Origin of the sequence: Hafnia alvei, from assembly GCF_900095695.1 — a bacterium.
Classification (GTDB): domain Bacteria; phylum Pseudomonadota; class Gammaproteobacteria; order Enterobacterales; family Enterobacteriaceae; genus Hafnia; species Hafnia alvei_B.
Genome location: NZ_FMIQ01000073.1, coordinates 89,962 through 116,018 on the forward strand (window position 1 = coordinate 89,962; position 26,057 = coordinate 116,018).

The 26,057-nt window shown below is 49.1% G+C and carries 18 protein-coding genes; 3 read left to right on the forward strand and 15 right to left on the reverse strand.

The window, feature by feature from the left end; genetic code table 11:
- Nucleotides 1-18: 18 nt before the first annotated feature.
- From BN1044_RS20395 to BN1044_RS20430, 8 genes are all read right to left on the reverse strand, one after another.
- Nucleotides 19-1,386 carry an NCS2 family permease gene (locus tag BN1044_RS20395; protein WP_040045600.1) on the reverse strand — a complete coding sequence of 456 codons (1,368 nt, stop codon included), beginning with the start codon at nt 1,384-1,386 and terminating at the stop codon, nt 19-21.
- Between the two features lie 253 nt (nt 1,387-1,639).
- Nucleotides 1,640-2,956 carry a guanine deaminase gene (gene guaD / locus BN1044_RS20400; RefSeq protein WP_072310208.1) on the reverse strand — a complete coding sequence of 439 codons (1,317 nt, stop codon included), beginning with the start codon at nt 2,954-2,956 and terminating at the stop codon, nt 1,640-1,642.
- Between the two features lie 37 nt (nt 2,957-2,993).
- Nucleotides 2,994-4,454 carry a nucleobase:cation symporter-2 family protein gene (locus BN1044_RS20405; protein WP_072310209.1) on the reverse strand — a complete coding sequence of 487 codons (1,461 nt, stop codon included), beginning with the start codon at nt 4,452-4,454 and terminating at the stop codon, nt 2,994-2,996.
- Between the two features lie 159 nt (nt 4,455-4,613).
- Nucleotides 4,614-7,490: a molybdopterin-dependent oxidoreductase Mo/Fe-S-binding subunit gene (locus BN1044_RS20410; RefSeq protein WP_072310210.1), complete on the reverse strand. Its 2,877-nt coding sequence runs from the start codon at nt 7,488-7,490 to the stop codon at nt 4,614-4,616.
- 1 nt (nt 7,491) lies between these two features.
- Nucleotides 7,492-8,268: a molybdopterin-dependent oxidoreductase FAD-binding subunit gene (ygfM, locus tag BN1044_RS20415; protein ID WP_072310211.1), complete on the reverse strand. Its 777-nt coding sequence runs from the start codon at nt 8,266-8,268 to the stop codon at nt 7,492-7,494.
- 65 nt (nt 8,269-8,333) lie between these two features.
- Complete coding sequence (gene ssnA, locus BN1044_RS20420; RefSeq protein ID WP_072310212.1) at nt 8,334-9,662, reverse strand: putative aminohydrolase SsnA; 1,329 nt, start codon at nt 9,660-9,662, stop codon at nt 8,334-8,336.
- A 2-nt stretch (nt 9,663-9,664) separates the two neighbouring features.
- Nucleotides 9,665-12,751, reverse strand: a complete 3,087-nt coding sequence (gene ygfK, locus BN1044_RS20425) for a putative selenate reductase subunit YgfK (RefSeq protein WP_072310213.1) — start codon at nt 12,749-12,751, stop codon at nt 9,665-9,667.
- A gap of 389 nt (nt 12,752-13,140) precedes the next feature.
- Complete coding sequence (locus BN1044_RS20430; RefSeq protein WP_072310214.1) at nt 13,141-13,776, reverse strand: NTP transferase domain-containing protein; 636 nt, start codon at nt 13,774-13,776, stop codon at nt 13,141-13,143.
- Nucleotides 13,777-13,807: 31 nt separating this feature from the next.
- Here BN1044_RS20430 and yqeC point away from each other — a divergent pair, with 31 nt between their 5' ends.
- Both yqeC and yqeB read left to right on the forward strand, forming a co-directional pair.
- Complete coding sequence (gene yqeC, locus BN1044_RS20435) at nt 13,808-14,620, forward strand: selenium cofactor biosynthesis protein YqeC (protein WP_072310215.1); 813 nt, start codon at nt 13,808-13,810, stop codon at nt 14,618-14,620.
- Between the two features lie 29 nt (nt 14,621-14,649).
- Nucleotides 14,650-16,242 (forward strand): selenium-dependent molybdenum cofactor biosynthesis protein YqeB, encoded by a 1,593-nt coding sequence (gene yqeB, locus BN1044_RS20440; protein ID WP_072310216.1) that lies wholly within the window; start codon nt 14,650-14,652, stop codon nt 16,240-16,242.
- 87 nt (nt 16,243-16,329) lie between these two features.
- Here yqeB and arcC read toward each other — a convergent pair whose 3' ends face one another.
- From arcC to ygeW, 5 genes are all read right to left on the reverse strand, one after another.
- Entirely contained in the window at nt 16,330-17,262 is a 933-nt protein-coding gene (gene arcC, locus BN1044_RS20445) for a carbamate kinase (RefSeq protein WP_072310217.1), read from the reverse strand.
- A 38-nt stretch (nt 17,263-17,300) separates the two neighbouring features.
- Nucleotides 17,301-18,692 carry a dihydropyrimidinase gene (hydA, locus tag BN1044_RS20450; protein ID WP_072310232.1) on the reverse strand — a complete coding sequence of 464 codons (1,392 nt, stop codon included), beginning with the start codon at nt 18,690-18,692 and terminating at the stop codon, nt 17,301-17,303.
- 82 nt (nt 18,693-18,774) lie between these two features.
- On the reverse strand, nt 18,775-19,992 hold the full coding sequence (locus tag BN1044_RS20455; protein ID WP_025798532.1) for a YgeY family selenium metabolism-linked hydrolase: 1,218 nt from the start codon (nt 19,990-19,992) through the stop codon (nt 18,775-18,777).
- Nucleotides 19,993-20,066: 74 nt separating this feature from the next.
- Nucleotides 20,067-21,266, reverse strand: a complete 1,200-nt coding sequence (gene dpaL, locus BN1044_RS20460) for a diaminopropionate ammonia-lyase (RefSeq protein ID WP_072310218.1) — start codon at nt 21,264-21,266, stop codon at nt 20,067-20,069.
- 77 nt (nt 21,267-21,343) lie between these two features.
- Nucleotides 21,344-22,531, reverse strand: a complete 1,188-nt coding sequence (gene ygeW / locus BN1044_RS20465; protein ID WP_072310219.1) for a knotted carbamoyltransferase YgeW — start codon at nt 22,529-22,531, stop codon at nt 21,344-21,346.
- A 510-nt stretch (nt 22,532-23,041) separates the two neighbouring features.
- Here ygeW and BN1044_RS20470 point away from each other — a divergent pair.
- Complete coding sequence (locus tag BN1044_RS20470; protein ID WP_072310220.1) at nt 23,042-24,820, forward strand: sigma-54 interaction domain-containing protein; 1,779 nt, start codon at nt 23,042-23,044, stop codon at nt 24,818-24,820.
- A gap of 81 nt (nt 24,821-24,901) precedes the next feature.
- Here the strand turns inward: BN1044_RS20470 and BN1044_RS20475 are convergent, their stop codons facing one another.
- Both BN1044_RS20475 and ssb1 read right to left on the reverse strand, forming a co-directional pair.
- Entirely contained in the window at nt 24,902-25,231 is a 330-nt protein-coding gene (locus BN1044_RS20475; RefSeq protein ID WP_046359512.1) for a hypothetical protein, read from the reverse strand.
- 103 nt (nt 25,232-25,334) lie between these two features.
- Entirely contained in the window at nt 25,335-25,874 is a 540-nt protein-coding gene (ssb1, locus tag BN1044_RS20480; protein WP_072310221.1) for a single-stranded DNA-binding protein SSB1, read from the reverse strand.
- Nucleotides 25,875-26,057: the final 183 nt, after the last annotated feature.

Genomic DNA, 26,057 nt, shown 5'->3' on the forward strand with positions numbered 1-26,057 from the left:
GGTTTTCACGCAGCAAACTTAAATTGCCCAGCCGCCCGCATAAAATGCCACTAACGCAATCGCAATAATTACCGTGCCCACATTCAGCTTGCGCCACTCATTAGAGAAAATACGACCAATCACTAAGGTGGTGAAGCCCAGCATAATACCGGTAACGATGTTACAGGTCAGTACGATAAACACCGCACATACCAGACCCGACATCGCATCAACGAAGTCATTGAAGTCTAGCTTGGAAACGTTACTCAACATCAGCAAACCAACATACATCAGCGCCGGTGCCGTTGCGTATCCCGGAACCAAATAGGACAACGGGGACAGGAATAAAATCAGCAGGAACAACACGCCAACAACGGTAGCCGTGAGTCCGGTTTTACCGCCTGCTGCCGTACCCGCCGCCGATTCGATATACACCGCAGCAGGGGACGCGCCAACAAAACTAGAGACAATGCTGCTCACTGAGTCAGCGGTTAACGCCTTGCCACCGCTGATGATCTGGCCGTCTTTATCCAGCAGGTTTGCCTGACCAGCCACCGCACGGATGGTACCGGTCGCATCAAAAACCGCCGTCATCACCAACGCCAACACGCTTGGCAACACCACCGGCTTCAATGCCCCCATGATATCGAGGCTAAAGATCAGCGATGAACCATCGGCAGCAGATAGGCTTGGCAATGCGAACAGCCCCTGATACTTCACGCTTGGGTCAAAAATCAGTCCGATGATTGAAATACCAATAATCACCAGCAGAATGCCGCCTGGGACTTTCAGTTTTTCCAAACCGAAAATAATGGCCAGCCCCAGCAGGGACATCATCACAGGGAAAGAAGTGAATGCCCCCAGTGCCACCGGCAGCCCTTCAAGTGGGTTTTTAATCACTAAGCCCACGCCGTTCGCGGCAATCAACAGCAGGAATAGGCCAATACCAATTCCCGTTCCGTGGGCAATCCCCATTGGCAGGTTATGCAATATCCACGAACGTATCCCCGTGACCGAAATCAGGGTAAACAGAACACCCATCAAGAATACGGCGCCCAAAGCCACTGGAATACTGATGTGCTGCCCGAGTACTAAACTAAACGCGGTAAACGCCGTCAGGGAAATCGCACACCCGATGGCCATTGGCAGATTCGCCCACAGCCCCATCAGTAAGGAACCAAAAGCCGCCACTAAGCATGTTGCAACGAACACGGCTCCTGGGGGAAATCCAGCCTTACCCAACATGCTCGGCACGACGATAACGGAATACACCATGGCAAGGAAAGTGGTAACCCCCGCCAGCACTTCTTGGCGAACGCTGCTTCCACGAGCAGAAATTTTAAAGTAAGCGTCAAGCGAACCGCCCGATTTACCCGCTGACCCTTCTTGAGATGAATTGCTAGACATATTGATGTCCTCTGAGTGTTTTAACATTGCGCATGATGACAATAATGTTGTTCAAGATTGCTAACGCCTGAACCTGCGTTTTTCTTATTACCGTAACTTTGCAATATCCATTTGCGGTATCTATAGCTTGCTACAAAACCACAAAGCAAACGATTACCCCATCAAGCACATCAGTTATAAAAATGGGACGGTTATTTAAGGCAAACGATTATCTGGCCTATAAACCGTCATTTCAACTAAAGATATCGACATTTTAGGTGCGTTCGTACACTAATTGTCCATCGACGTAGGTTCTGTAGATCGAACGGTCATCGCCAAGCGTCATCATCACGAATAATTTGTCCATGAGAGTCACAGAGTTATCGTAACGAAGCTGCTGTAACGGCGTTGCCGTTGGCTCTAAAACCACAAAATCAGCCTCTTTGCCTATATTGAAGTTACCGATAATGTCATCAAGCCCCAATGCTTTGGCACCGCCTAAGGTCGCCAGATAAAACGCCTCATAGGCAGACATTCGCCAGCCCTGAAGCTGCATCACCTTGTACGCTTCATTCAGCGTTTGCAGCATATTGAAAGTGGTTCCGGCGCCAATATCCGTACCCATGCCGACTTTAATCTGTTTATGCCACGCTTTTTTCAAGTTGAACAAGCCGCTGCCGAGATACAAATTCGACGTAGGACAAAACGCGATAGACGATCCGGTATCGCGCAAACAGTCCCATTCTGGCTCTTCTAAATGTACGCAGTGCGCAAAAACGCTATTTTTACCGGTTAGCCCATAGTGATGGTAAACGTCTAAATAGCCCTTCCGTTCTGGATACAGAGCTTTTACCCACTCAATTTCGTCTTTATTTTCACAAAGGTGGGTATGGAGATACGTATCGGGATACTCTTCACGCAGTCGCTGCGCCATTGCCAGCTGTTCTGGCGTCGACGTTGGAGCAAAACGCGGCGTAATGGCATAGAGCAAACGCCCATTGTGGTGCCAGCGTTCAATCAGCGCTTTGCTTTGGCTATAACTGGTTTCAGCGGTATCGAGCAAATAATCAGGAGCATTGCGATCCATCATCACTTTGCCCGCGATCATTCGCATATTGATGTTATGCGCGGCCTCAAACAGCGCATCAACCGATTCGGGGTGAACCGTGCCAAATACCAGCGCCGTGGTGGTGCCGTTGCGCAATAGCTGCTTGATAAAGAAAGCTGACATTTCGCGGGCGTATTCAATGTCGTTATAACGTCGCTCGGCGGGGAACGTATGTTTATTCAACCATTCCAGCAACTGCTCACCATAAGCGCCCACCATTTCGCTTTGCGGATAGTGAATATGGGTATCCACAAAGCCGGGCACGATCATTTTTCCGCTGTAGTCACGCACGCGGATGCCCTCTGGAATCAGATGCTTTCCTTCCTGCCATGTGCCAAACCACTCAACTTTCCCGCGGCGGAGCAACATTAAGCCGTCTTCAATAAAGCGCAGATGAGATTCAATTTCCTCAGGCTGCTCTACTGTTTTGACGATATCTAAAAAATTACCGCGTATCGCTTTCAAAGCATGTTGTTCAGACATGATGTTTTCTCCATTAGCATGTCAGAGTGACAAACCGCTATTTCGCTTGAGTAAAATTCTCAGTCACCGGCTTAATCAGTTCTTCCAACTCATCTTCTTGACCACGCTTATTCACTCTTGGGATCAGCAGGTTAAGAATGATGGCGGTCACGCCGCCCGCACAGATAGGATTTTCAAACAGCACATAGATAGAATCAGGAAGGATACGAAAGATTTGCGGATCGTAGGAAACGCCCAGCCCAATCCCCAAAGCTGTCGCCACAATCAGGGTTTCACGCCGATCCATACCGCCGCACAGAATAATTTTTATCCCTGCGAGGGCAATCATCGAAAACATCAGTGTCATTGCGCCGCCTAAAATAGGCGCGGGGATGGTGGTAAAGAAACGCCCAATAACCGGAAACAGGCCCAGAATCACTAATATCGCCGCGATGTATTTCCCCACATGTCGTGAAGCTACGCCGGTCATTTGGATCACGCCGTTGTTTTGCGCAAACGTGGTCAGCGGTAAAGAACCCAGAGCACAGGCGATCACCGAAACCAAACCATCCGCCAGCACACCGCCGGATAATCGCCGATCATATTCTTCCCCCACAATGGGACGTTCAGAAATAATCGCCGTTGCCGTGATGCTGCCCACCGCCTCCAAAATACTTAAAAGATAGATGGTAGCGGCAACCAAAAAGGCATGAAAATCAAACGAGAAACCATATTTAAACGGTTGAGGGATAGTGATAATCGGCAGATCTTTTAGGGTCGAGAAATCGACAATACGCATAAACAACGCACAGACATACCCCACGATTAAACCGATGGCGATCCCCCCCATCCGCAACAGCGCGTTCTGGCAGCAGTTAAAACCGATCACCACGCAAAGCACCAGAAAACCCAGACCGAGATTTTGATAGCTACCAAAGGAGCCATCGCCTTTGGCGGGTAAACCGCCGCCAAAATCAATAATGCCGACTTTGATCAGGCTAAGGCCAATCATCAGAACCACAACGCCGCTAACGGTCGGTGTGATCACGCGTTTGAGATAGGGAAGAACCTGCGACGAGGCAACAACGAGGAAAGCACCGACAAAGGCCACGCCGAGTAAGGCGGAGATAATCGCCTGTTCGTCGAGCCCGTCTTTTTTCATCGAGCCCCCCAGCGCAATCATGACGGTCACGAACGAAAAATTGACCGATTGAATGGAGAGTAATCCTGACCCTACACGACCAAATCGATTTACCTGGATGAAAGTACCAATTCCCGAGGCAATCATCGCCATAGAAACTAAATAGGCGGTGACCTCTGGAGATAACCCTAGCGCGGTGCCGACAATAAGCGCAGGAGCAACCATGGGGACAAAAATGGCGAGGAGATGCGTCACCGCACCGATCAACATTTCATGCAACGGCGGCTTATCATCAAGATGATAAATAAGCTCTGAATCCCCAGAAGATAAGGACTCATTTTTAACGGTTTTATCTGCAACTTGCTGTACATCAGACATTTTCTACTCCACTGAGAAATTGAATATCTGATTCAATAAATGCGGGAAAAACCATGCAGAAACCCTGCCCAGATTAAATTGAATCCAGACTAAAGCTCATGCTTAGTTAACTATTGAATCGTAGAGGTGCGGAGATGATTTCCCCGCACCTTATTACGCTTACGCCTCGAGTTTATTCAGTCCTCGGAGGATTTTTTCCGGTGTAAAGTGCCATTCTCGCAACCAAACACCACAGGCATCGTGGATCGCCGTCGCTATCGCTGGCGCTGCGCCGTTCACGCCGATTTCAGAAATGGATTTAGCGCCGAATGGGCCAACCCTATCGTCGCTGGGCACGAGAAATGCGCGGAAATCGCGTGGGATATCACCAATTTTTGGAGCCCCGTAGGTCTGTAGATCGCGCGTTATAGGGCTACCGTTTTCATCATAAAACAGCTTTTCTGTCAGGCTGTGTCCGATGGCACGCATAGAAGCGCCGTAGATTTGCCCTAACGCCAGTTCTGGGTTAACCGGCGTGCCACAGTCGAGCAATGCATAGAACTTATCGAGCCGAATCTCACCGGTTCGCACATTGACCGCAACCTCAGCAAAGTTTGCGCCAAACGGGAAAGCAAAATCTGGCGTGATATAACACGCGGTGGCAACCAGCGTACCAAAGCCCGTTCCCGTTTCCGCTTTATGTGCAATCTCAGCGAAGCTCACTTCACCCTGCTTGCCCCTCACGATGCTTGGGCTGACGATCACCACATCGTCGATAGGCTCACCCAACATTTGGGCCCCGTGGAAGCGAATTTTTTCTTTCAGATTTTCAGCCGCTTTCTTGGCAGCGTTGCCGGAGAAACACGTACCCGAGGACGCATAAGCCCCCTTATCAAAGAGCGCATGATCGGTGTCACCCGAAATAACATGCACATCAGCCAGAGAACAACACAACACTTCTGCGGTAAGTTTAGTGACAACAGTATCCAATCCGGTGCCGATGTCTGCGCCGCCTGAATGAACGATAATCGTGCCATCAGACTCCAGTTTCACCATGCAGTTCGCTTGGTCGATATCTGGAATACCGGATTTCTGCATGATAATCGCCACACCTTGACCGATTCGCCAATCCCCCTGTGGTGCCTTATTGGCTCCCCAGTTCATCAGCTCACGTCCTTTACGCAAAATCGGTTCTAACGCACAGCTAGCCGCCGTTGGCACCGACGTTGGCATTTTACCCTCGCCAATCGCGCCTAATATTTTCAGCTCTTGTCCTTCGATTACACGGTTGAGTTCGATCATATCCAGCAAATCGATATCGAGCTGTTCAGCTAACTCCGCCAGCGCCATGGTTAGCGCAAAGTTTCCTTTTGGCGCGCCGTAGCCTTGGTAAGCACCGGTCGGGCAGATATTGCTGTAGTAGGTCGTCACTTGGAAATTGACGTTGTCGCAAGGATAGAGAGGCAATGAAAGCGCGGGGCCATTGCTGGGAACCGTTAACGAATGGTTGCCATAAGGGCCAGTGTTGGCGCGGAAATCCATATCAATGGCGGTAAGCTTACCTTCTTTCGTTGCCCCAATTTTCACTTTCACTTTAGCAACGTGTCGCGTGGTGTTACTGATAAATTCTTCTTCGCGAGTGTAATGGAAATAGACCGGACGCCCCGTCACACAGGTCGCCCATGCACAGACCTCCTCTAACAGAATGTCCTGCTTGGAGCCAAATCCCCCACCCACACGCTCTTTGATAACGTGGACTTTATTTTGTTTCAGCCCAACTAAACGCGCCACCTGACGACGAACATGCCACGGAACTTGTGTAGACGCGTGGATCACCAGCCGCTCACCGTCCATATAGGTGAAGCAGACATGGGTTTCTGTCGGGCATTGCTGGGCTTGGGTCGATTCATACGTGCGTTCAATCACGACATCCGCCTGAGCGAATCCCTTTTCAACATCCCCAATACGGCCGTGAACGCCTGCGGCAATATTGCTATGTGGTTTTGCACCAATCGGGAAGTTGATAATCATGTGCTCGCCCCGCGTCGCCGAGCCCCGATTCTGCACCTCAAGGTCAGCCGGTGCGCCGTTCACATAAATAATAGGTTCATCGTGAACAAGCGGTGCACCGTCGGCCATTGCCTCATCAATCGACATGACCGGTTTCAACACCTCAAAGCTGACATCTATCAACGCTAATGCCGCCAGCGCAATCTCTTCGCTTTCGGCCACGACCGCAGCCACACGATCGCCCACATGACGCATCTTCTTACCAAACATACGACGATCGAGCGGAGAAGGTTCAGGCGCGCTTTGTCCCCCCGGCGTGTAATAAATATCGGGGCAGTTCAAATGCGTAATCACATGTACCACACCCGGCAATGCTTCTGCCTTACTCACGTCTAAATGCGTAATCAGCGCGTGCGGATGCGGGCTGCGCAGCATCTTGATAATGCAGGCATTGGCAGGAACACGATCTTCAACGTAACAAGGTTTAGCCTGCACCATTTTGGCAGAGTCGACCTTTGGGCACAGCTTGCCCACCACCTGCAAATCATCGCGAAACTCCGGTGCGATCTCCTGCTGGCAGAAAGGATCGGCCATGCGTGCCTGTGCTAATTCAACCACCTGATAAAACTGCTGATAGCCCGCATCGCGGCTAAATAATCCCGATAATGCATCATCAATCTGAGTTCGCGTTGGTGACGGGATGCGCTCAAGCAGCTCGGTAAGAATTAACGCAGCCGCGGGATCGTTATAGCCTGATTGCACAATCCCCACATCAACCATCGCCTGTTGTACCGGGCTAAGTTGATTCCACGTGCCCAGTGATTCTGCGGTGCGGACCACCGTTCCCTCAAGTTGGGCGGCGATCAGCAGTGAAGCGTTAACCACCACACCGTCAAAAATAATGGCATCGGAACCCGCAAACCCAAACCCATCGTCACTGTTACGTACAGAATGTAGGCCTAGATTGAACAAGACTTTCTGCACGTTATCCCCCGCCTCACATGACAACGTGCGAGGGGTACCATTTAGCGTAAAGCGAATATTCATATCACTTTTCCTCACTCATCTGCTGACAGTCAGCCAACAGTTCTGCAACGACAACACCCGCGATATAGCGCTTGTATGCTTCGCTGCCTCCGATATCAGCACGTGGGGAAATGGCATCGCTCACGGCCTTCTCTAATGCATCATCACTCAGGCCGCGAGACTCTACGTCACGCAGTCGTATTGCTCGTTCAGACACGCCATCAAGGGCAATTTTCATTTCACCATTGGACCCGGTAGCTACCGCCGCGGTTATCACGGCTAAGCCAGCGGCAGAGCGTGCGATCTTACGCGTTGAACAGTTTTGATAAGGATCGGGGAGGATCACCTCTAGCAGAAGATCGTCACGATCGTTATCCAGATATTCTTCTAGACGGAGAGTTTCGCCTGTTGCCGCCACCACTAGCGCATCAAGCGCTAACAACACGGGGAGTAGAACGCGTTCTTTCTGTTTGGCGATAATTTCGCCTGCTAGGGTGGCTTGATTACGGAGATGGCGAGAGTAGATAAATCCCAGAGCATCACGCAGCGCATCGGGGACCAACGGGGTATCAATCAGCTTCTGTAGCGTGACTTGAGAACCAATGTGTAGTTTTTCCTGCTGCAAACTCACCTTATCAAGCCCGAGTTTTGATAAAGCGATGCCGAACTTCTTTGTCGTTTTGGTCGGCGTCGCGTTTAACTTGCTACCTCCGCCAAAATAGACCGCCTCATCCTGAAACTGGTGCTTGAGTTCAAGCGCCTGCTTAATGGATTCTGGCCAGAAAAATTGCTCAATCATTTTTCATCCTCTTGTTATTTGCCCTTAGAAGGACAAACCGCCCCTAATAAGGGGCGGTATAACAGTTATGCTAACTCATCCATCCGCTTCCATAACCGTGCCGCCACCTTGCTGGCTTCGGCATAGATTGGCGTTACATCAAACGGGAACTGACCGTTTTCATAAACGAAGCGTCCTTCAACCATCACACTGCGGACGCTGCCCGATCCCATACCAAATGCCAGATGTCCGCCAATATTTTGGGCTGCTAGCGGCGTTGGCTCTGGATAATCACACACGGTAAGATCGGCTTTGTAGCCCGCAGCTAAGCAACCGAAGTGAGCACCGAAGTTACGTTCCAGTAAGCGATTACCATTCCATAAGAAACGCGTGAAACTGTCTGGCCACATTGGGCCGCCGGCATCACGATGTTTAAAGAAGGCAAATTTCAGCTCTTCAAACATATCGGAGCCTATGCCGTCCGTTCCCAAAGCCACATTTTTATATTCGCCAATGCGCTGGTTATAGCCAACGTGATTGTTCATATTGGAACGGGCGTTGTGCACCAAAAACGCATCCTGCTGGTTGATGATCTGAATGTCTGCCTCAGAGAGATACAGACCGTGCGCCACCAGCGTTTTGGCGTCGATCAGATCGTGTTCCGCCAAGCGTACAATCAGATCTTTGCCATACTTATCGTGGCTGTGGGATACGTCGTAGCTGTCTTCCGCTGCGTGAATATGTAGGCCACGCCCCGTGGCTTTAGTCGCTTCACGCAGCATATCCAGACCCGCATCCGACACGGTGAAAGGCGCATGAGCACCGATATGAGCCTCCACGAGGTAGGGTTCACTCCCCTGTTTCTTCGCGCTATCGATCAACTGAGCAAAGGCAATATTCTCTTCTACTCCCGCCTGAAGCTCTTTATTGCCGCCGTTACGATCGGTGGTTTCAAAGCAGGTCATACCGCGCAGCCCTGCTTTAATAAACCCCTTACGCAGCGTATTTAATGACCCCGCAATGTAGTTGGGTGAAGCATGGTGATCGATAACGGCGGTGCAGCCGCTTTTGATGGCTTCCAGCGAACAAATTAGCCCACTGTAATACAGTGATTCCTCATCCAAAGCGCGGTCTAAGCGCCACCACAGGTTTTTCAAGGTGGAGATGAAATCAGGGCTAGGAGCGATATTGGCCATAATTCCGCGCGATAATCCGGAGTAAAAATGGTTATGCGCACACACAATGCCCGGCATAACCCATTTACCCTGCATATCTTTCACGTCCGCCTGCGGATATTTGGCAACCAGCTGGCTGCCCACCTCTTTAATAAGCGAGCCTTCAATCGCAATATCAATACCGTGTTGTACCGAAGCAGGTTCGAACTGAACCGCCGTAACATTTTTTAGGATCAGCATAATTAAACCTCCACTCGGCCAAGCAGATAGTGATGATGGTTGTGAACATGGCTAATGATGCGGCACATGTCTTCCAACTCAGGTGGAACATCATCAAGCTGGCCTTGTTTATCAATATGCAGATGCCAGATTTGCTTACCTTGTCGTACGCTGACGTTATCGTTATCGACAAAGAATCCTGGATTGGTGCTGTTGGTAAAATCTTCTGGCAGGCTGTAGATGGTAATTTTGTCTTTGTAGGGTTTCCCTTGCCACGGGCAGAACTGCGCGCAGTTGCCGCACTCGTTGCAATAAGCATCTAAGTGTAGGGTTTGGAAACGATCGTGGAATCCTGGAACGGCAATAGACACGTTGGCGCGGTTTGGACACACATCAACGCACTTGCTACAGATATAGTTACACTCCAAACAGCGCTGCGCTTCCTGAGCTACAAAGGCTTCGCGCTCTTCTTTATCCACCATCAACACGCTGATCGCGCCTTTACGTTGATAAATCTCGGCCGGATCGACATTAGACCACTGCTTATCACCGTGATGAGTCTGGATATTTTCACGCTTGAGCACTTCGTCAGTCGCGCGCCGAGCAGTACTGATAGCCGCTACGATGGAAGGAGGGCCACTTTGCACATCACCAATTAAGAACACGTTAGGGCGCGGAGTTTCGCCGGTCTCGGTGTTTACCGCAGGCCAACCATCGGCATTTAATGGCACGCCCATCGCACTGAGCGCCGCGCAGTCGGCCTGTTCACCAATGGCGGTAATCAGCGCGTCCATGCGTAGCTTGATGGTTTTATCCGTTGCCACTGGGCGACGGCGGCCTTTCTCATCGGGTTCGCCGAGCTCCATCACCCGCGCGGTTAGCGTGCCATCGGCATCAAACTGCTCTGGGTTAGTCAGGAACATAAACTTCACGCCGTCTTCAACCGCTTCTTCATACTCTTCGCGGTAGGCTGGCATTTCATTCAAGGTACGACGATAGATAACGGTCACGTCTTCTACGCCGGGGACCTTCAGCGCCGCACGCGCGCAGTCCATGGCGGTATTCCCCGCACCGACAACGGCAACGTGACGTCCTAAAGAGAGTTTATCGCCACGGTTATAGCTACGCAGGAACGGCAGTGATTTATAAACGTTGCGGTTGTCACCCGCCAGTTTCACGCCGCTATTTTTGTCGGTTCCGACCCCAATAAAGACGTAGCGGAAGCCTTGCTGAGTCAGCTTATCCACGGTTAATGCAGGATCACAGCCGAACTCAAATTTCACTCCGTGTGCGGCAACAAAATCGATATCATGCTGGATAGTTTCAGCCGGAATACGGAACTGAGGAATAATGTTTTTTACCACCCCGCCCGCGTTGGCTTCACGCTCGAACAAAGTGACCTGATAGCCCGCCCGCGCCAAGAAATATCCCGCAGAAAGCCCTGCTGGCCCTGCGCCTAGCACCGCAACCGGATGCTTAGAGCCAGAGCCCGCAGGTTTATGCCAGCGTTTCTGATATTCATCCCAGCCTTTTTCCAAGGCCACCTTTTTCAGCTCGCGAATGTTTAGCGCACTGTCATAGTCCATACGGGTACAGTTGTACTGACACTGGTGATCGCAGATGTGTCCGGTAATGGCAGGCAGCGCATTGCGCTGATAAATCAGTTCTAATGCATCGGCGTAGCGTTGTTCGCCAAGCAAACGGATATACTCGGGAATATCCTGTTTGATCGCACAGGCGGTCACGCACGGTGCCACATAACAATCGGTCATCGGCAGTGGGCCACCCGCATCAATCCGATCCTGCGCTTTCCAATGTTTCTGGGTGTATTCCATGCTAACGGCTTTCTTCGCCAGAGCTTCTAAGCGCTCAACGTCGACTTTGGTCATGCCCCACGTATCAGACTGATCCAGCTCACGCATGCACTCTAGCTGGCGTAGATATCCTCCCGGCTTGAGCAAATCCGTTGCCATCGTGATAGGCCGGATACCAGTATCAAAAATATCGCGAATATTAAATTTACTCGCACCGCCGGAATACGAGATCGGCAGTTCACCGTTAAACGCTCGCGATAAGACGGCAGCCACGTTGATGGACAGAGGGAACAGCGCGCGTCCAGACATATACATCTCTTCACCCGGCAGCGCGCCTTTGTGATTGATGGTGCCGAGCGTGTTAGTCAGTTTCACCCCAAAGCAAAGTTGCTTTTGCTGACCTAAGGCAGTCAATCTTTGCAGCATCGAAATGGCCTGCTCTAGCTTCAAATCATGCTCAAAGGACTCTTCTTTCAGGCCAATATAATCAAAGCCACAGGTGTCGAGAATTTCACGTACGCGAGGGTAGCCAAGCAGCGTAGGGTTCAACTTAACAAAGGTATTGAGCCCTTTCTCCTCCAGCATGTAGCGGCAAATAGCCTCAATTTCATTCGGCGGGCAACCGTGCATGGTTGAGAGCGTGACCCCATGAACCATTTGCGCGGGAATTTGCTGCGGCAGTTGGCTGAGCTGCGCTGAACGCGATTCAAGTTGTGTGCGGATGAAATGAGACAGAACGGACTGATATTCGGCATATTTCGGGTGTTGGGTAGAATCCATCATGCTGTGGATAAAGTTCTGCATGGCGGGTTGCTTGATGCCTTCAAGGTTATAGCCAACGCTCATATTAAAGATAAATGACTTGGCTTCGCCCTGCGTGCGAGGGTCAAAAAGAGCTTCGAGTAAATGCAAAACAAACCAGGCTTTCAAGTATTCGTCATGGGCTTTTTGCAGCGTGAATTCCGTTGACCATTCGGTGTTAAAGCATTCGTCTTCAGCATCGATACACGGTTTGTCTAACTCTAAGCGGTCAAGAATTTGCACCGTTTTCAACTCAATAAAGCGCCCACCGGTCAACCAAGACACAATGATATTTTGCGCAAGCTGTGTATGTGGCCCAGCGGCTGGTCCCATAGGGGTTTCACAGGTTTCGCCAAATACCTTGATGAGTCGGTCATTGTCTTTGCGATAAAACTGCTGTTCCGGTATCCCGAAGATTGAGTGGCTTTCGTTATACTCGTCGAAAACACGCGTCAAAAGTTCCTCGAAAGGAACGGGGCGCATAATATCTCCCATGACTATCTCCTTGCTGCGACATGCTCAAATGTAAAATGGCAGAGGATTATCAATCCTCTACGGATAGGAGATATGGGAGCAACAATCGAGCCAAAGGTTTTCTAGCCATAAGAAAAAAGCTAATTTCGTGAGCCAACTCGAATAGTGTTTTTTATTTGTGAAATCGCTCACTAAACAAATGAGAATATAAATCAATGCGGCAGCAACAAATAATTAGCAAATTATCTAACCCAAGAATAAATTATCAAATTAGAATAATACAATATCAGTTTGATAAAAAATAATGAGCGCTACTTTTAAAAGTGAGAGCGCAATCGATAAACAGAATTAAAACATCTATTCCTTACTAAACATCCAGCAAGAAATAAAATAACCCACGGCCGTATACATTATATTTTTAGTAATCGTTGATATGCCTCTGGTGTATCTATATCCATAATCGTTTGCGGCTGCGGCATATTAAGATAGCGATACTCTCCCGCGAGCAAAAACTCGCGCATTGATGATACAGACACATCATTTTGGCAAGCTCGTTTTATGATGCTTTGAGGCAGCAATACGGGGTGTCCCGGCGTTCCTTGGTGACAGGGCAACAGCGCGTATGGCCCACGTTTAAGCCAAACCTGATGGAAAATCTCACGGTTCAAACAAGGAATATCACCGTGAGTGATAAAGCAATAATCTGTTTTAACGATCGGACCTGCCGCCTGTATAGAAGAAAATAATCCGCTGACGTAATTATTATTTGCAACAACTGTGATATCACTCTCAGTATTATAACGCTCATACAGTTCATCACCGCGATACCCAACAACTAATATAATACGGTTACAAAACTGCCTCGCATTTTCTATACTTGAATCAAGAATTGTTCCTTGTTTATAAGGTAGCATCATTTTCCATTGCCCCATTCGAGAGGAAAGGCCCGCAGCGGTAATGATACAGTCAACATTTTCACGCGGTTTCAAATTCTCAACCGGAGATATATTCGCGTACGGATGTTTTCCTCTTTTCTGATTCATCATTCCCTCTCTGCATAACCTTTAATGAATGCTTATGAATTCTGATAAAGACGTACTATTTAATGATGTGCTTTTCAGCGTAAAAAATAATAAGTCATATTTGATCAGCCTCATTGGCGCCGGCGGTAAAACCAGTACGCTATTTTGGCTTGCCCAGCGATTTTCTCAGCAAGGCCTCAGCGTATTAATCACCACCACCACGCATATGTTTCTTCCAGAAGCCTCACAGGCCCACACTATCATTGAAAAAGAATATTGGCACACTCTCGTTGGGTTGAAAGAAACATCGCCTTGCGCCTCCAAGATCGTAGCACTATTCACTGAATATAACGCGGCCACCCACAAAGTTTCAGGTATTACCACTGAGCAAGCCGACATGCTACAAGCCGCTCAGCTCTTTGATGTCATCTTAGTTGAAGCAGACGGCGCCCATCAGCGATTACTCAAAACACCAGCAGGGCATGAACCTTGCATCCCCCAAAGCAGTAGATGTGTCATTGCACTGACTGGAGGCCTTGTCATTAATAATCCTGCAGACCCTGAACAGATCCATCGTTGGCCGATTTTTGCCGATCTTTGCGACATAAAAGCCGGAGATAGGTTAAATATTTCGGTATTTGAGCGATTCATTGCTCACCCCGATGGAATGTTCAAAGGCTCACCGCCGCAAGCGCTACGGGTTTGGTTTATTAATCGACTTTATCAGATTGATAATGCGCTATTGGGCCTACTGACCGCTCTGCTAGATGCACGGCCCGAGCTCGACACCATTTGGATTGGCGCAGTTCAAGAATCACCTCCAATTACACACCAGTTATGTCAGTCGCATACCACACAAAGGAATTGACGAATAATTACGGGGATCTTGAGGTTGCTATGAACATTTTTGCACAAGCAGCACGACTGGAAGCAGAAAACAAACCCTTTGCTTTAGCGCAGATTATTGAAAGTCGAGGTTCAACACCGCGCCACTCAGGCCAAATGCTGGTATTGGCCGATGGCAGCATCGTTGGCACTATCGGTGGCGGCATGGTCGAGCGTCTGGTCATTGATCAGGCACTCGAAGCCTTATCTGAACGCAAAGCACGTGTTTTTCATGGACGCATGGCGCGTAATGGTCAAGATGCCGTCGGCTCTGACTGCGGCGGGGCTATGTCGGTTTATATTGACGTGCATGGGCTCCGCCCCCGCTTAGTTTTAATTGGTGCGGGGCATGTTAACCGGGCGATTGCTCAGGCCGCAGCTCTGCTCGGTTTCGATTTGCACGTTGCTGACACCTACGCTTCCAGTCTTGATCCGGCGCTGTTTCCCGCGGGCACTACGCTGATTCATGCGGAGACCTTCAACGCAGCTATTGAAAAGCTAAATATCGAAAAAGAAAACTTCGTCATCATTGCAACCAACAGCCAAGACAAAGAAGCCCTTGATGTCTTAATCGAAAAGCCGGTGAGCTATCTCGGCCTGCTTGCGAGCCGCAGAAAAGTGCAAACGTTCACACAAGCATTGCGTCAGCAGGGCATCACGCAAGAGCATCTTGAACGGCTGCATGCCCCGATTGGCTACAACATCGGAGCAGAAACGCCAGAAGAGATTGCCGTCAGCATCATGGCCGAAGTATTACAGATAAAAAATCATGCCGCTGGCGGGTTAAAGCAGGATGATGTGAGATTGAAACGCGACAAACTCGTCGTCATTCGAGGGTCTGGCGATATCGCCACCGGCGTCGCGTTACGGCTTTATCATGCCGGTTTCCATGTCATCATGTTAGACATTGCCAAGCCTACCGTCATCCGCCGAACCGTCGCGTTTGCTCAGGCTATTTTCGATAACGAAATGACGGTTGAAAGCGTAACGGCGAGAAAAGCAGGCAGCGTCGACGAGGCCTTTAGCATACTTGATCGCGCTGAAATCCCCGTGCTTGTTGATGAGCAAGCCAGCTATCTCAGCGAACTCAAACCACGTTTTTTAGTTGATGCTATTTTGGCGAAACAAAACTTAGGCACCCACAAAGATATGGCACCGATAACTGTCGCTCTGGGCCCCGGATTTAATGCTGGGCATGACTGTGACGCCGTCATTGAAACCAACCGTGGACACTATCTTGGCCGCGTCATCTATCAAGGTTATACCCAACCAAATACCGGAGTCCCCGGCAATATTGCCGGTCACACCACGCGCCGTGTTATTCGTGCTCCCGCTTCAGGCATCATGCATTGCTGCGTTGCGCTGGGTGATTTAGTTAAAGAAGGCGATGTGATGGGGCATATCGGAGAAACACCGGTGTTTGCTCCGCTGTCAGGGATGGTGCGAGGTTTATTAAGCGAAGGGTTAGAAGTGAGCGCCGGATTTAAAATTGGCGATATCGATCCGCGCGGCGCTGAGGCTGACTACACTACCGTTTCGGATAAGGCGCGTGCTATTGGTGGTGCGGTTCTGGAAGCCATGATGAAACTGGATCGCAAACACTAATTTGTTCTTTCTCAATCGCTCCATCTTTTTTCTTAATTCAGGCATGGAATCAAGAAAAGAGATGGAGCGAACTTACTGCCTCACAATTTAATGAGAAATCACCGTTCCGGTTTTTCCCTCAATGCCCTGTTGGGCTTTACTCAACACGGTAATCAGAGCTTGGCGACCAGGCCGAGACTCCGCAAATGAAACCGCCGCTTCAACCTTAGGCAACATCGAACCTTTGGCGAAATGTCCCTCTTCAATGAAGCGCTGAGCATCGGCGATACTCAATTGATCGAGCCATTGCTCATTAGGCTTACCAAAGTTAATCGCCACTTTTTCTACCGCGGTTAAGATAATCAGCATATCTGCGTCGATCATTTCAGCCAGTTTGGCACTCGCCCAGTCTTTATCGATAACCGCTCCCGCTCCACGTAAGTGGTTGCCTTCACGCAGAACAGGAATGCCGCCACCGCCGACCGTGATCACGACCTGTCCCGCATTCAGCATCGCGGCCACTGTTTCTTTCTCCACGATATCAACCGGTTTTGGCGAAGCCACAACGCGACGATAGCCACGGCCTGAATCCTCTTTCATGATGTAGCCATTTTGCGTCAGCACTTTCGCCTCTTCTTGCGAGAAGAAAGAGCCTATTGGCTTAGTTGGGTTAGCGAAAGCCGGATCTTTGGCATCAACGATGACCTGCGTAATAATCGTGGCAACCGGCGTATGTAACCCACGATCTAGCAGTTCTTCACGCAGCGCGTTTTGCAGATCGTAACCAATGTAGCCCTGACTGAGCGCGACACAAACAGACATGGGTAACATTGGCGTATGTGCCTCCGTTTTCGCCGCTGCTTCAAACGCCTGATTGATCATTCCCACCTGTGGGCCATTGCCGTGCGTCACCACCACTTGATGACCGTGAGCAATCAAATCCACAATCGCTTTCGCCGTCGATTTTACCGCCTGCATTTGCTCGGCGAGTCCTTCACCTAACGCATTGCCGCCCAGCGCAAGCACAATTTTCTTTTTCATCCTATCCCTCGCAAATATTGGTGACGTAAGTTAAACGATTAAATAATGGTGGATTGAGCAAAAGGTTGGCGGTGAATAAAGCGACCAAAGCCAGCCTGCCCGGTAAATTTTTTGTCTTGGTATACGCATTCACCCCGGCAAAGCGTGGCAATGATTTCACCTTGGCAGCGATAGCCTTCATAGGGTGAATAATCAGCATTATCATGGAGATGAGCGTGTTCGATGGTAACGTTTTTCAGTGGGTCAATAATGATGACATCAGCATCAGCCCCCACAGAGAGATTGCCTTTCTGAGGCCACAAGCCAAACAAGCGAGCAGGATTGGTACTGGTTAGCTGCACAAAACGCGCAGGCGAAATCCGGCCTGTCATCACACCCTCAGAGAACAACAGTTGCATACGATTTTCGACGCCGGGCAAGCCGTTTGGGCAGCGGGTAAAATTCCCGTCCGACATCGTAATGCGCTGTTGATAAGGGAAGGTGCAGTGGTCGGTCGCAACTGTATCAATAGCGCCGTCAGCAATACCGCACCACAATTTGTCTTGCTCTCGATGATTACGTAGCGGAGGACTGAGAATAAACTTCAACGCATCTTCTCGTTGATAGCTACGTTCATCCAACAGCAAATATTGCGGGCAAGTTTCCACCCAAACAGGCTGGTGCCGTTCTCGCGCTAATCGTAAATAGTCCAGTCCCAATCCGTTCGAGAGATGAACGATATACAGCGGTGCATTTCCTGCGAGCTGGGCTAGATTAATCATCCGGCTAATGGCCTCAGCCTCGCACTCGAGCGGGCGGCTCAATGCATGGTACATCGCCGACGTTTTGCCTTCGGAGATAAACTGCTCGCGCCGTAGCGCAATCGCGGCATCATTTTCAGGGTGCACCGTCGCCAACGCGCCAACCTTATGTAGTTGCTGCAAAGCGCGCAGCACATCGGCATCGCCAAGCTTGTAGTTGTACGTCAGATAGAGCTTAAAACTGCTAATCCCTTCGTCATGCACCATGGATGACATTTCATTGAGAATGTCGTCGTCAATATGCTGGATCACCCCGTGAAAGCTGTAATCCACCACGGCTTTGCCCGCCGCATATTGATGGTAAGCGTTTAGCTGGTGATGCAAATTGCATCCCGCTGGCCCAAATCCCATATGGTCAATAATGGTTGTTGTACCGCCGCAGGCCGCTGCGCGTGTGCCGGTAAAAAAATCATCACAGCTACGGGCTATTCCAACATCGATATTAAAATGCGTATGGACATCAATTCCTCCGGGCATCACGTAGCACCCATTGGCATCGATGATGTCTTCAGCCTCATCGTCGGAGATGTGTGCTGCCACACGTGCAATCACTCCGTTCTCGATAAGCAGATCCTGACGAACCTCACCGTCTGCGCTAACCACTACGCCATTCTTAATCAGCTTTTTCATTGGTTCGGTTTCCTTGAATGCCATACTGAAAAAACCACTCCAGCCAAATTTCGGCGGGAGTGGGTTACGCAATAAACGCTAATTATTTTTTCAGTTCATCAAGGTAAGACAGAGGGATGGCGGCGTACATGGCAGCACAGGTCACTAAATGGTCTTTCCAGGTTTTTTCATTTGGTGCATGCGCTTCTGGCTCTTTGCCTGGGCCAAAACCGATAACTGGAATGCCATGACGACCCATGATAGAAACGCCATTTGTCGAGAAGGTCCACTTATCTACAACCGGCTTTTTGTTAAACAGCCCTTCGTAGGCTTTGCTCAGGGTTTTCACCGTGATGTGGTCTTCTTCCACTTTCCATGTTGGGAAGTAGCACTCGGTTGGATATACCAAACCGGTGTAAGACGGTCGTTCATAGTTGTACATTGATACCACGGCGTTTGCCGCTTTCACTGCTGGCAGCGCACGGATCTCGTCCAGTGCCCCTTCCCATGTTTCACCCCAGGTTAAACGGCGGTCGATGGAGACTGCGCAGCTATCAGCAACGGCGCAACGGCTTGGCGAGGTGAAGAAAATTTCAGATACGGTTAACGTCCCTTTGCCCAAGAAATCATCGTTGCCTAAATGGTTCGACAGTTCTTTTAATTCGTTAAGGATCGGGCCCATTTTGAAAATGGCGTTGTCACCGCGTTCTGGCGCAGAGCCGTGGCAGCTGATGCCCTGCACGTCCACGCGAATTTCCATGCGTCCACGCTGGCCGCGATAGATTTGGCAGTCTGTAGGTTCAGTACTAACAACAAACTCAGGACGGATTTTAGATTGCTCAATAATGTACTGCCAGCACAGGCCGTCACAGTCTTCTTCTTGAACAGTACCGGTCACCAGCAGCGTGTATTGATCTTCCAGCCCCAGATCCTTAATGATCTTACCGGCATAAACCATCGATGCCATGCCGCCTTCCTGATCCGATGCACCACGCCCACCAATCAGCTCATCATCTTCCATTCCCTGATAGGGATCGAAGTTCCAGTTTTTAATATTGCCGATCCCAACGGTATCGATATGGGCATCCATTGCAATCAGATGCGGTCCGTGACCGATATAACCCAGAATATTGCCCATTGGGTCAATTTCGACTTTATCGAAACCGACTTTTTCCATCTCTTTTTTAATGCACTGCACCACTAACTTTTCATCACAGCTTTCACTTGGGATAGCGATCATATCGCGCAGAAAGCGGGTCATTTCATCTTTGTACTGATACGCTTTTTCCAACACCATTTCGAAAGGAACTTGCTTAGCCATTTTCTTAAACTCCAATGTGTTAGCTCGCTTACGGCGAGAAAATAAAGGTCAAAAAGTCGTTAATTTCATCGCTTTCAGCTACAGGCGGGATGTTTCCCTTCCCAAACGACTTCTCGGTAATGTTTAACGTCGGTATCGCCTTCCGTGCTAATCAGCAACACAACAGAATCATGATTTAAACCCAGCTGTTGCATCAGCTCTTCACGTTTTGGATGGTGATGAACAGCGGCCAAGACGCCCAGCCCAACGGCACCGGATTCACCAGAAACAATGCGCGGATCGCTTCCCAATGGATTACCAAGAACGCGCATACCTAGCGCAGCCACTTTGTCTTGGCAGGAGATAAACTGAGTGGCGCAGTTGCGCAGCAGTGGCCATCCGAGCGGATTTGGCTCACCGCAGGCTAAACCAGCCATAATGGTCGCCATATCGCCGCCCACGTTGACGATTTCACCTTTTAAACCTGAACGGAAAACACAGTCGGCAAGATCGGGTTCAACAATCACGGAATGCAGTTTTTCGGCGCCGAAGACATCAACCAGATAGCCCAAAACGCCACCAGCCATTGCGCCTACGCCCGCCTGTAAAAAGACATGTGTTGGGCGCTGAATGCCCATCGACTGCATTTGCTCGACCGCTTCGTCGGCCAGCGTGGAATAACCCTGCATAATCCACGTAGGGATCTTGGTATACCCTTCCCACGCGGTGTCTTGCACGATTTCCCAGCCGCGTTCTTGGGCGGTTTTCATGGTTAAACGCACCGTGTCGTCGTAGTTCATATCGGTCACGATGCATTCCGCACCCAGATTGCGGATATGATCTACGCGCTCACGTGCGGAGCCTTTCGGCATATAAATAACGGCGTTTTGGCCAAGTTGCTGAGCGGCCCATGCCACACCGCGCCCATGGTTGCCATCGGTAGTGGTGGCGAACGTCATTTTTTCTGTCAGCGTCGACTTCAGCTTTTCGAAAGAAAACGTATTGATGTCAATTTGGTATTTTTCACACAGCAAACGTGCAATCGCGTAAGCCCCACCCAACATTTTGAAAGCGTTCAAACCGAAACGCTGAGACTCATCTTTGACTAAAATTTTATTAACGCCAAAAAGCTGAGCCAATTCATCTAAAGAACAGAGCGGCGTAGGTTGATAACCCGTTATTTTTTTGTGGAAGGCGCGGGCCTTTTGCGCTTCTGCGCGTGAGAAAAGTGGAGACGTTTCACCGTTGAAAAAACGGTTTTGCGCAATATCCACTTTCATAGAGAAAACAGACATAACCCATCCTCATCAGGAGAGTATCCGCCAGAGGCGGAGATACCGACGCATCGACAGATGCGCCGGTGCAGACAGTATTACTTGATACGCTTTTGTGCTTCTTTCAGCAGCTGCTCTAGCACCAGACCCGGTTTCGAGAACTTACGCGCAACGATCATGGCGGCGATGATATAAGGCTTCCAGCTGGCTTCTTTGTAAGTAGCAATACGGTATTTTTCAAAGACGCCTTCGGTGACTTCCCCTTCCTTACAAGACACGCCTGAGATATCCGCTGGCAGGCAATGCATGTAGAGCGCTTCACCATCTTTGGTGTGCTTCATCATCTCTTCGGTGCAGTGCCAATCTTTATGTTTGGCATTCTCTGCTAGACACTGTTTTTCCAGCGCTTTCAGACCGTCATGATCGTTCGCACGCAGCAGTTCGGTACGCTCTTCCATGACTTTGTAAGGAGCCCATGATTTCGGATAAACGATATCCGCGTCTTTGAAGGCTTCAGCCATGGAGTTCACCTGACGGAAGCTACCACCAGAGGATTCAGCGTTTTGTTTCGCCACCGCAACCACATCTGGAATGAGGTCATAGCCTTCTGGGTGAGCCAGCGTGACATCCATACCAAAGCGGGTCATCAGACCGATGATGCCCTGCGGAACAGAAAGTGGTTTGCCATAGCTTGGTGAATACGCCCACGTCATGGCAATTTTTTTGCCTTTTAAGTTTTCTAAGCTGCCGAAATGCTCTTGGAGCCAAGCCAGATCGGCCATCGACTGCGTTGGATGATCAATGTCACATTGCAGGTTTACCAATGCCGGACGCTGTGGCAGAACCCCTTGTTCATAGCCTTCATCCAGCGCGGCACCCACTTCGCGCATATAAGCGTTACCTGCGCCAAGATACATGTCATCACGGATACCAATGGCATCGGCACAGAAAGAGATCATGTTCGCGGTTTCACGCACGGTTTCACCATGCGCAATCTGTGATTTGCCTTCATCCAGATCTTGTTGGGTTAATCCCAGCAAATTCAGGGCGGAAGCATAAGAAAAACGGGTTCTTGTGGAGTTATCGCGGAAAACGGAGATGCCTAAACCACTATTGAAAATCTTGGTCGCAATGTTTTCTGCGCGCATGGTTTTTAATGCTTCGGCCAGATCCAGAACCTGTTTCAGCTCATCTGGGCTTTGCTCCCAGGTCAGCAGAAAATCTTTTTCATGCAGATTCGACTTAAGCGCGTTGATATCCTTGATTAATTCGTTAACTGTTCTCATCTCATGGCCCTACAAAGTAAGTGATTGGCGTTTGATTTAATCTGCTATGGCGCACGTATGGCGGGTAGTTCAACGCTCGCCGTGAATAGCGACTGTTAACTCTTAAACAATAACTATGCCAAGCTGTGATTAATGGAGAGATAACGTATGAAATAGGAGGGATAATGTGAGCTAAGCCTCATTATTTATTCAAAATCAGCATGTGAAGTTATGAATATTAGTAATAGTTACATTATTAACTCACTAAGAAAGCTATTTCACTTTGCAAGTACCGCAAAGAAAAACGTTATTCTCAGCTTAGTGACAACCCAGAATGATAACAAAAACCATATTCTTATCAGTTTGATAATAAAGTGTGATGCCAACAACAGAAACTCATCCTAGTTAAGAAAAGGCAATTGATGTTTATCAAACCACACTTTCTATTCATGTATTATCGTAGGGTGAAAAGGACATAATTCCCGCTAACCATAAACGCGAATAATTTAGCGTTAGAGAAAGGTTCTGATTATGACACCCATAAATGCTCAGTCCATATTGATGCAAATTCAGCCGACGATCTTACGCTTCACAAAAATGCTCGCCAGCGTCTTACAATTGGAAGTCGAAATCGTTGATGCCAATATGACGCGAGTATCGGGCACTGGCCCCTACGGGAAATTTTTTGGCCGAAAACTCAATAGCAACTCAAGATTGCTTAGATATGTTCTTGATACAAAGCAGGAAAAAGTTGTTATCCATTCGCGATTCGATCCGGTTTGTGACGGCTGTACCAGCAAAGACAGCTGCAAAGAGAAGGCTTTTCTTGGGATCCCTATTATTTTTCAAAACGCCTGCATCGGAGTGATCAGCTTGGTGGCATTTACGCCTGAACAACAAGAGAGAATAAAAGATAATATTCATGAATTCTCTGACTACGTACGCCATATATCCAATCTTTTTGTCTCTAAGCTCCTAGAAAACCAAGGAGGTAGCGACGGAATAAATAAAATACTCATGAGCCTAATTGAGAATATGGACCAAGGCGTACTGGTTATTGATAATGAGAATAGAGCTAAATTTGCTAATCCCACGGCATTAAAACAGCTTAATGCGTCTCAAGATCAAATTATGGGTAAAACCTTTAATATCAGGCCACTTACTTTTCAACAAAATTATACCAGCGGCCATCTGCAACATATTATTTCCTTTGATGAACAACAGGAACTTATTATTGGTCAGCTGCATGATATTCAAGACCACCAGCTTTTTTTAATGGCATTTCATCAATCTCATTCACCGATGAACGTTGATTTTAATCCTGACGACCCACGTATTGAACATTTGGTTGGTGAATGCCGCCCAATTCGTACCTTAAAGCGTCTGATCACCCGCGTTGCCCCCAGCCCATCCAGCATTCTCGTGGTTGGTGAAAGCGGAACCGGTAAAGAAGTGGTGGCGCGTGCTATACATCAACTGAGCGATCGTAATAACAAACCATTTATTGCCATCAACTGCGCAGCTATTCCAGACCAACTGCTAGAAAGTGAATTATTTGGCTATGTTAAAGGCGCATTCACCGGTGCTTCGGCGAATGGGAAAATAGGCCTGATTCAGGCGGCCAATAATGGAACACTTTTTTTAGATGAAATTGGGGATATGCCTCTGACGCTGCAGGCTAAGTTACTGCGTGCGATTGAATCGCGTGAGGTTCAACCGATTGGTTCCAGTAAACCGATCCCCGTGGATATCAGAATTATTTCCGCTACTAACCAAAACCTTGAGCAATACATTGCCGACGGAAAATTCCGCGAAGATCTCTATTATCGTCTAAACGTTATTCCCATGACGCTGCCGCCGCTGCGTGAGCGCCAAGGTGATATTGAACTACTGGTGCATTACTTTTTAAATCTACACACCAAACGTATCGGTATTGTTTATCCGGGCATGGCGCCAGAAGTGATGTCTTTGCTCAAGCTTTACCGCTGGCCGGGCAACGTGCGCGAACTCAGCAACCTGATGGAATATTTGATTAACGTGGTTCCAAGCGGAGAAGTGATTGATATCTCGCTGCTCCCTCCAAATTTGGTCAATGGGCAGGTAATACGCAGCTACCGAGAGGATGTCCCCTATCAAAGCGCGGCGGCATGTGAAGAGCACGGCGCAACAGGGCTTGAAGATATGGAGCGGCAGATGATCCGCGAAGCGCTGAGCCGCCACAATAATAAAAAACAGGCCGCAGACGAACTTGGTATTGGTATTGCGACGCTATATCGGAAAATCAAAAAATACGAACTTACGTCACTTTAGGCACTGAGCCCCTTGCGCTAATGCTGTGCAGGGGCTTGCCCACATCCCACATTTAGCACGATAGCCAATGCGCAGATCGTGTTAACCGTGAACCAACAACATCCCCATAATGAACAGGCAGAGCATCATCGGCAGAGCTAAAACCAGTAATTCCAGCATGCGCTTGCCCGGATGCAAAACCTCATCCTCTTTCGTTTTAGCTAGCGCCATAGCCCCCAGCAACACTGCCAGCAAAGACAGAGCACCTGCAAAGCTAAAATCGGCAAACAGCACTGACATCTTCCATGCATTATAAGCTTCTGGCGATACCGTTGCCTGATGCTGCCCTTCTGCCATCCATTGCCACAGTAGCAATACCAGCGGTAGCAGCCATGAGCCTGCACCGGCGATCCATGAAATACGTCTAATCATTGCCTTCACCCTAAAACCAAACCCGAGATATATTTCATTCTCGATTTCCACTCAAAAAAAAGCCCCGCAATGCAGGGCTATGAGCTGATTTCTTTAACAGAAATCAGAATGGAATATCGTCATCGAAATCCATTGGAGGTTCATTGCTTGGTGGCTGAGCTGCCGGCGCATTCTGTGGGCGAGCCGCTGGCTGAGAACCGCCGCTAAACTGATTGCCCTGTGGCTGCTGAGGCTGACCCCAACCGCCCTGCTGCCCTTGTGCCTGACCGCCGCCCATAGGAGCGCCGCCGCCTTGACGTCCACCCAGCATTTGCATGGTGCCGCCAACGTTTACGACGATTTCAGTGGTGTATTTTTCAACGCCAGCCTGATCGGTCCACTTACGGGTCTGCAAAGCACCTTCGATGTAAACCTGAGAACCTTTGCGCAGATATTCACCTGCAACCTCTGCCAGCTTGCCAAACAACACTACACGGTGCCATTCGGTTTTTTCTTTCTGTTCGCCGGTTTGCTTGTCGCGCCAAGTCTCGGAGGTGGCCAGAGTAATATTGGCTACAGCACCACCATTCGGCATATAACGGACTTCTGGATCTTGACCCAGATTCCCGACAAGAATCACTTTGTTAACGCCTCTGCTGGCCATTTCGATTCTCCTGATGAAGTAAATTTGTACACACTAAAAATAATTATAGCGCGTAGTCTAAACCGTTAATTCTATCACGCCAGAGCCCTAACAGCATCACTGTTCGCTTCTGTGAAGTGGATTCCTTAATTGTTTAAGCATAGAACAATTTTGCATTCATATACTGGATATTCATTCAGGTTT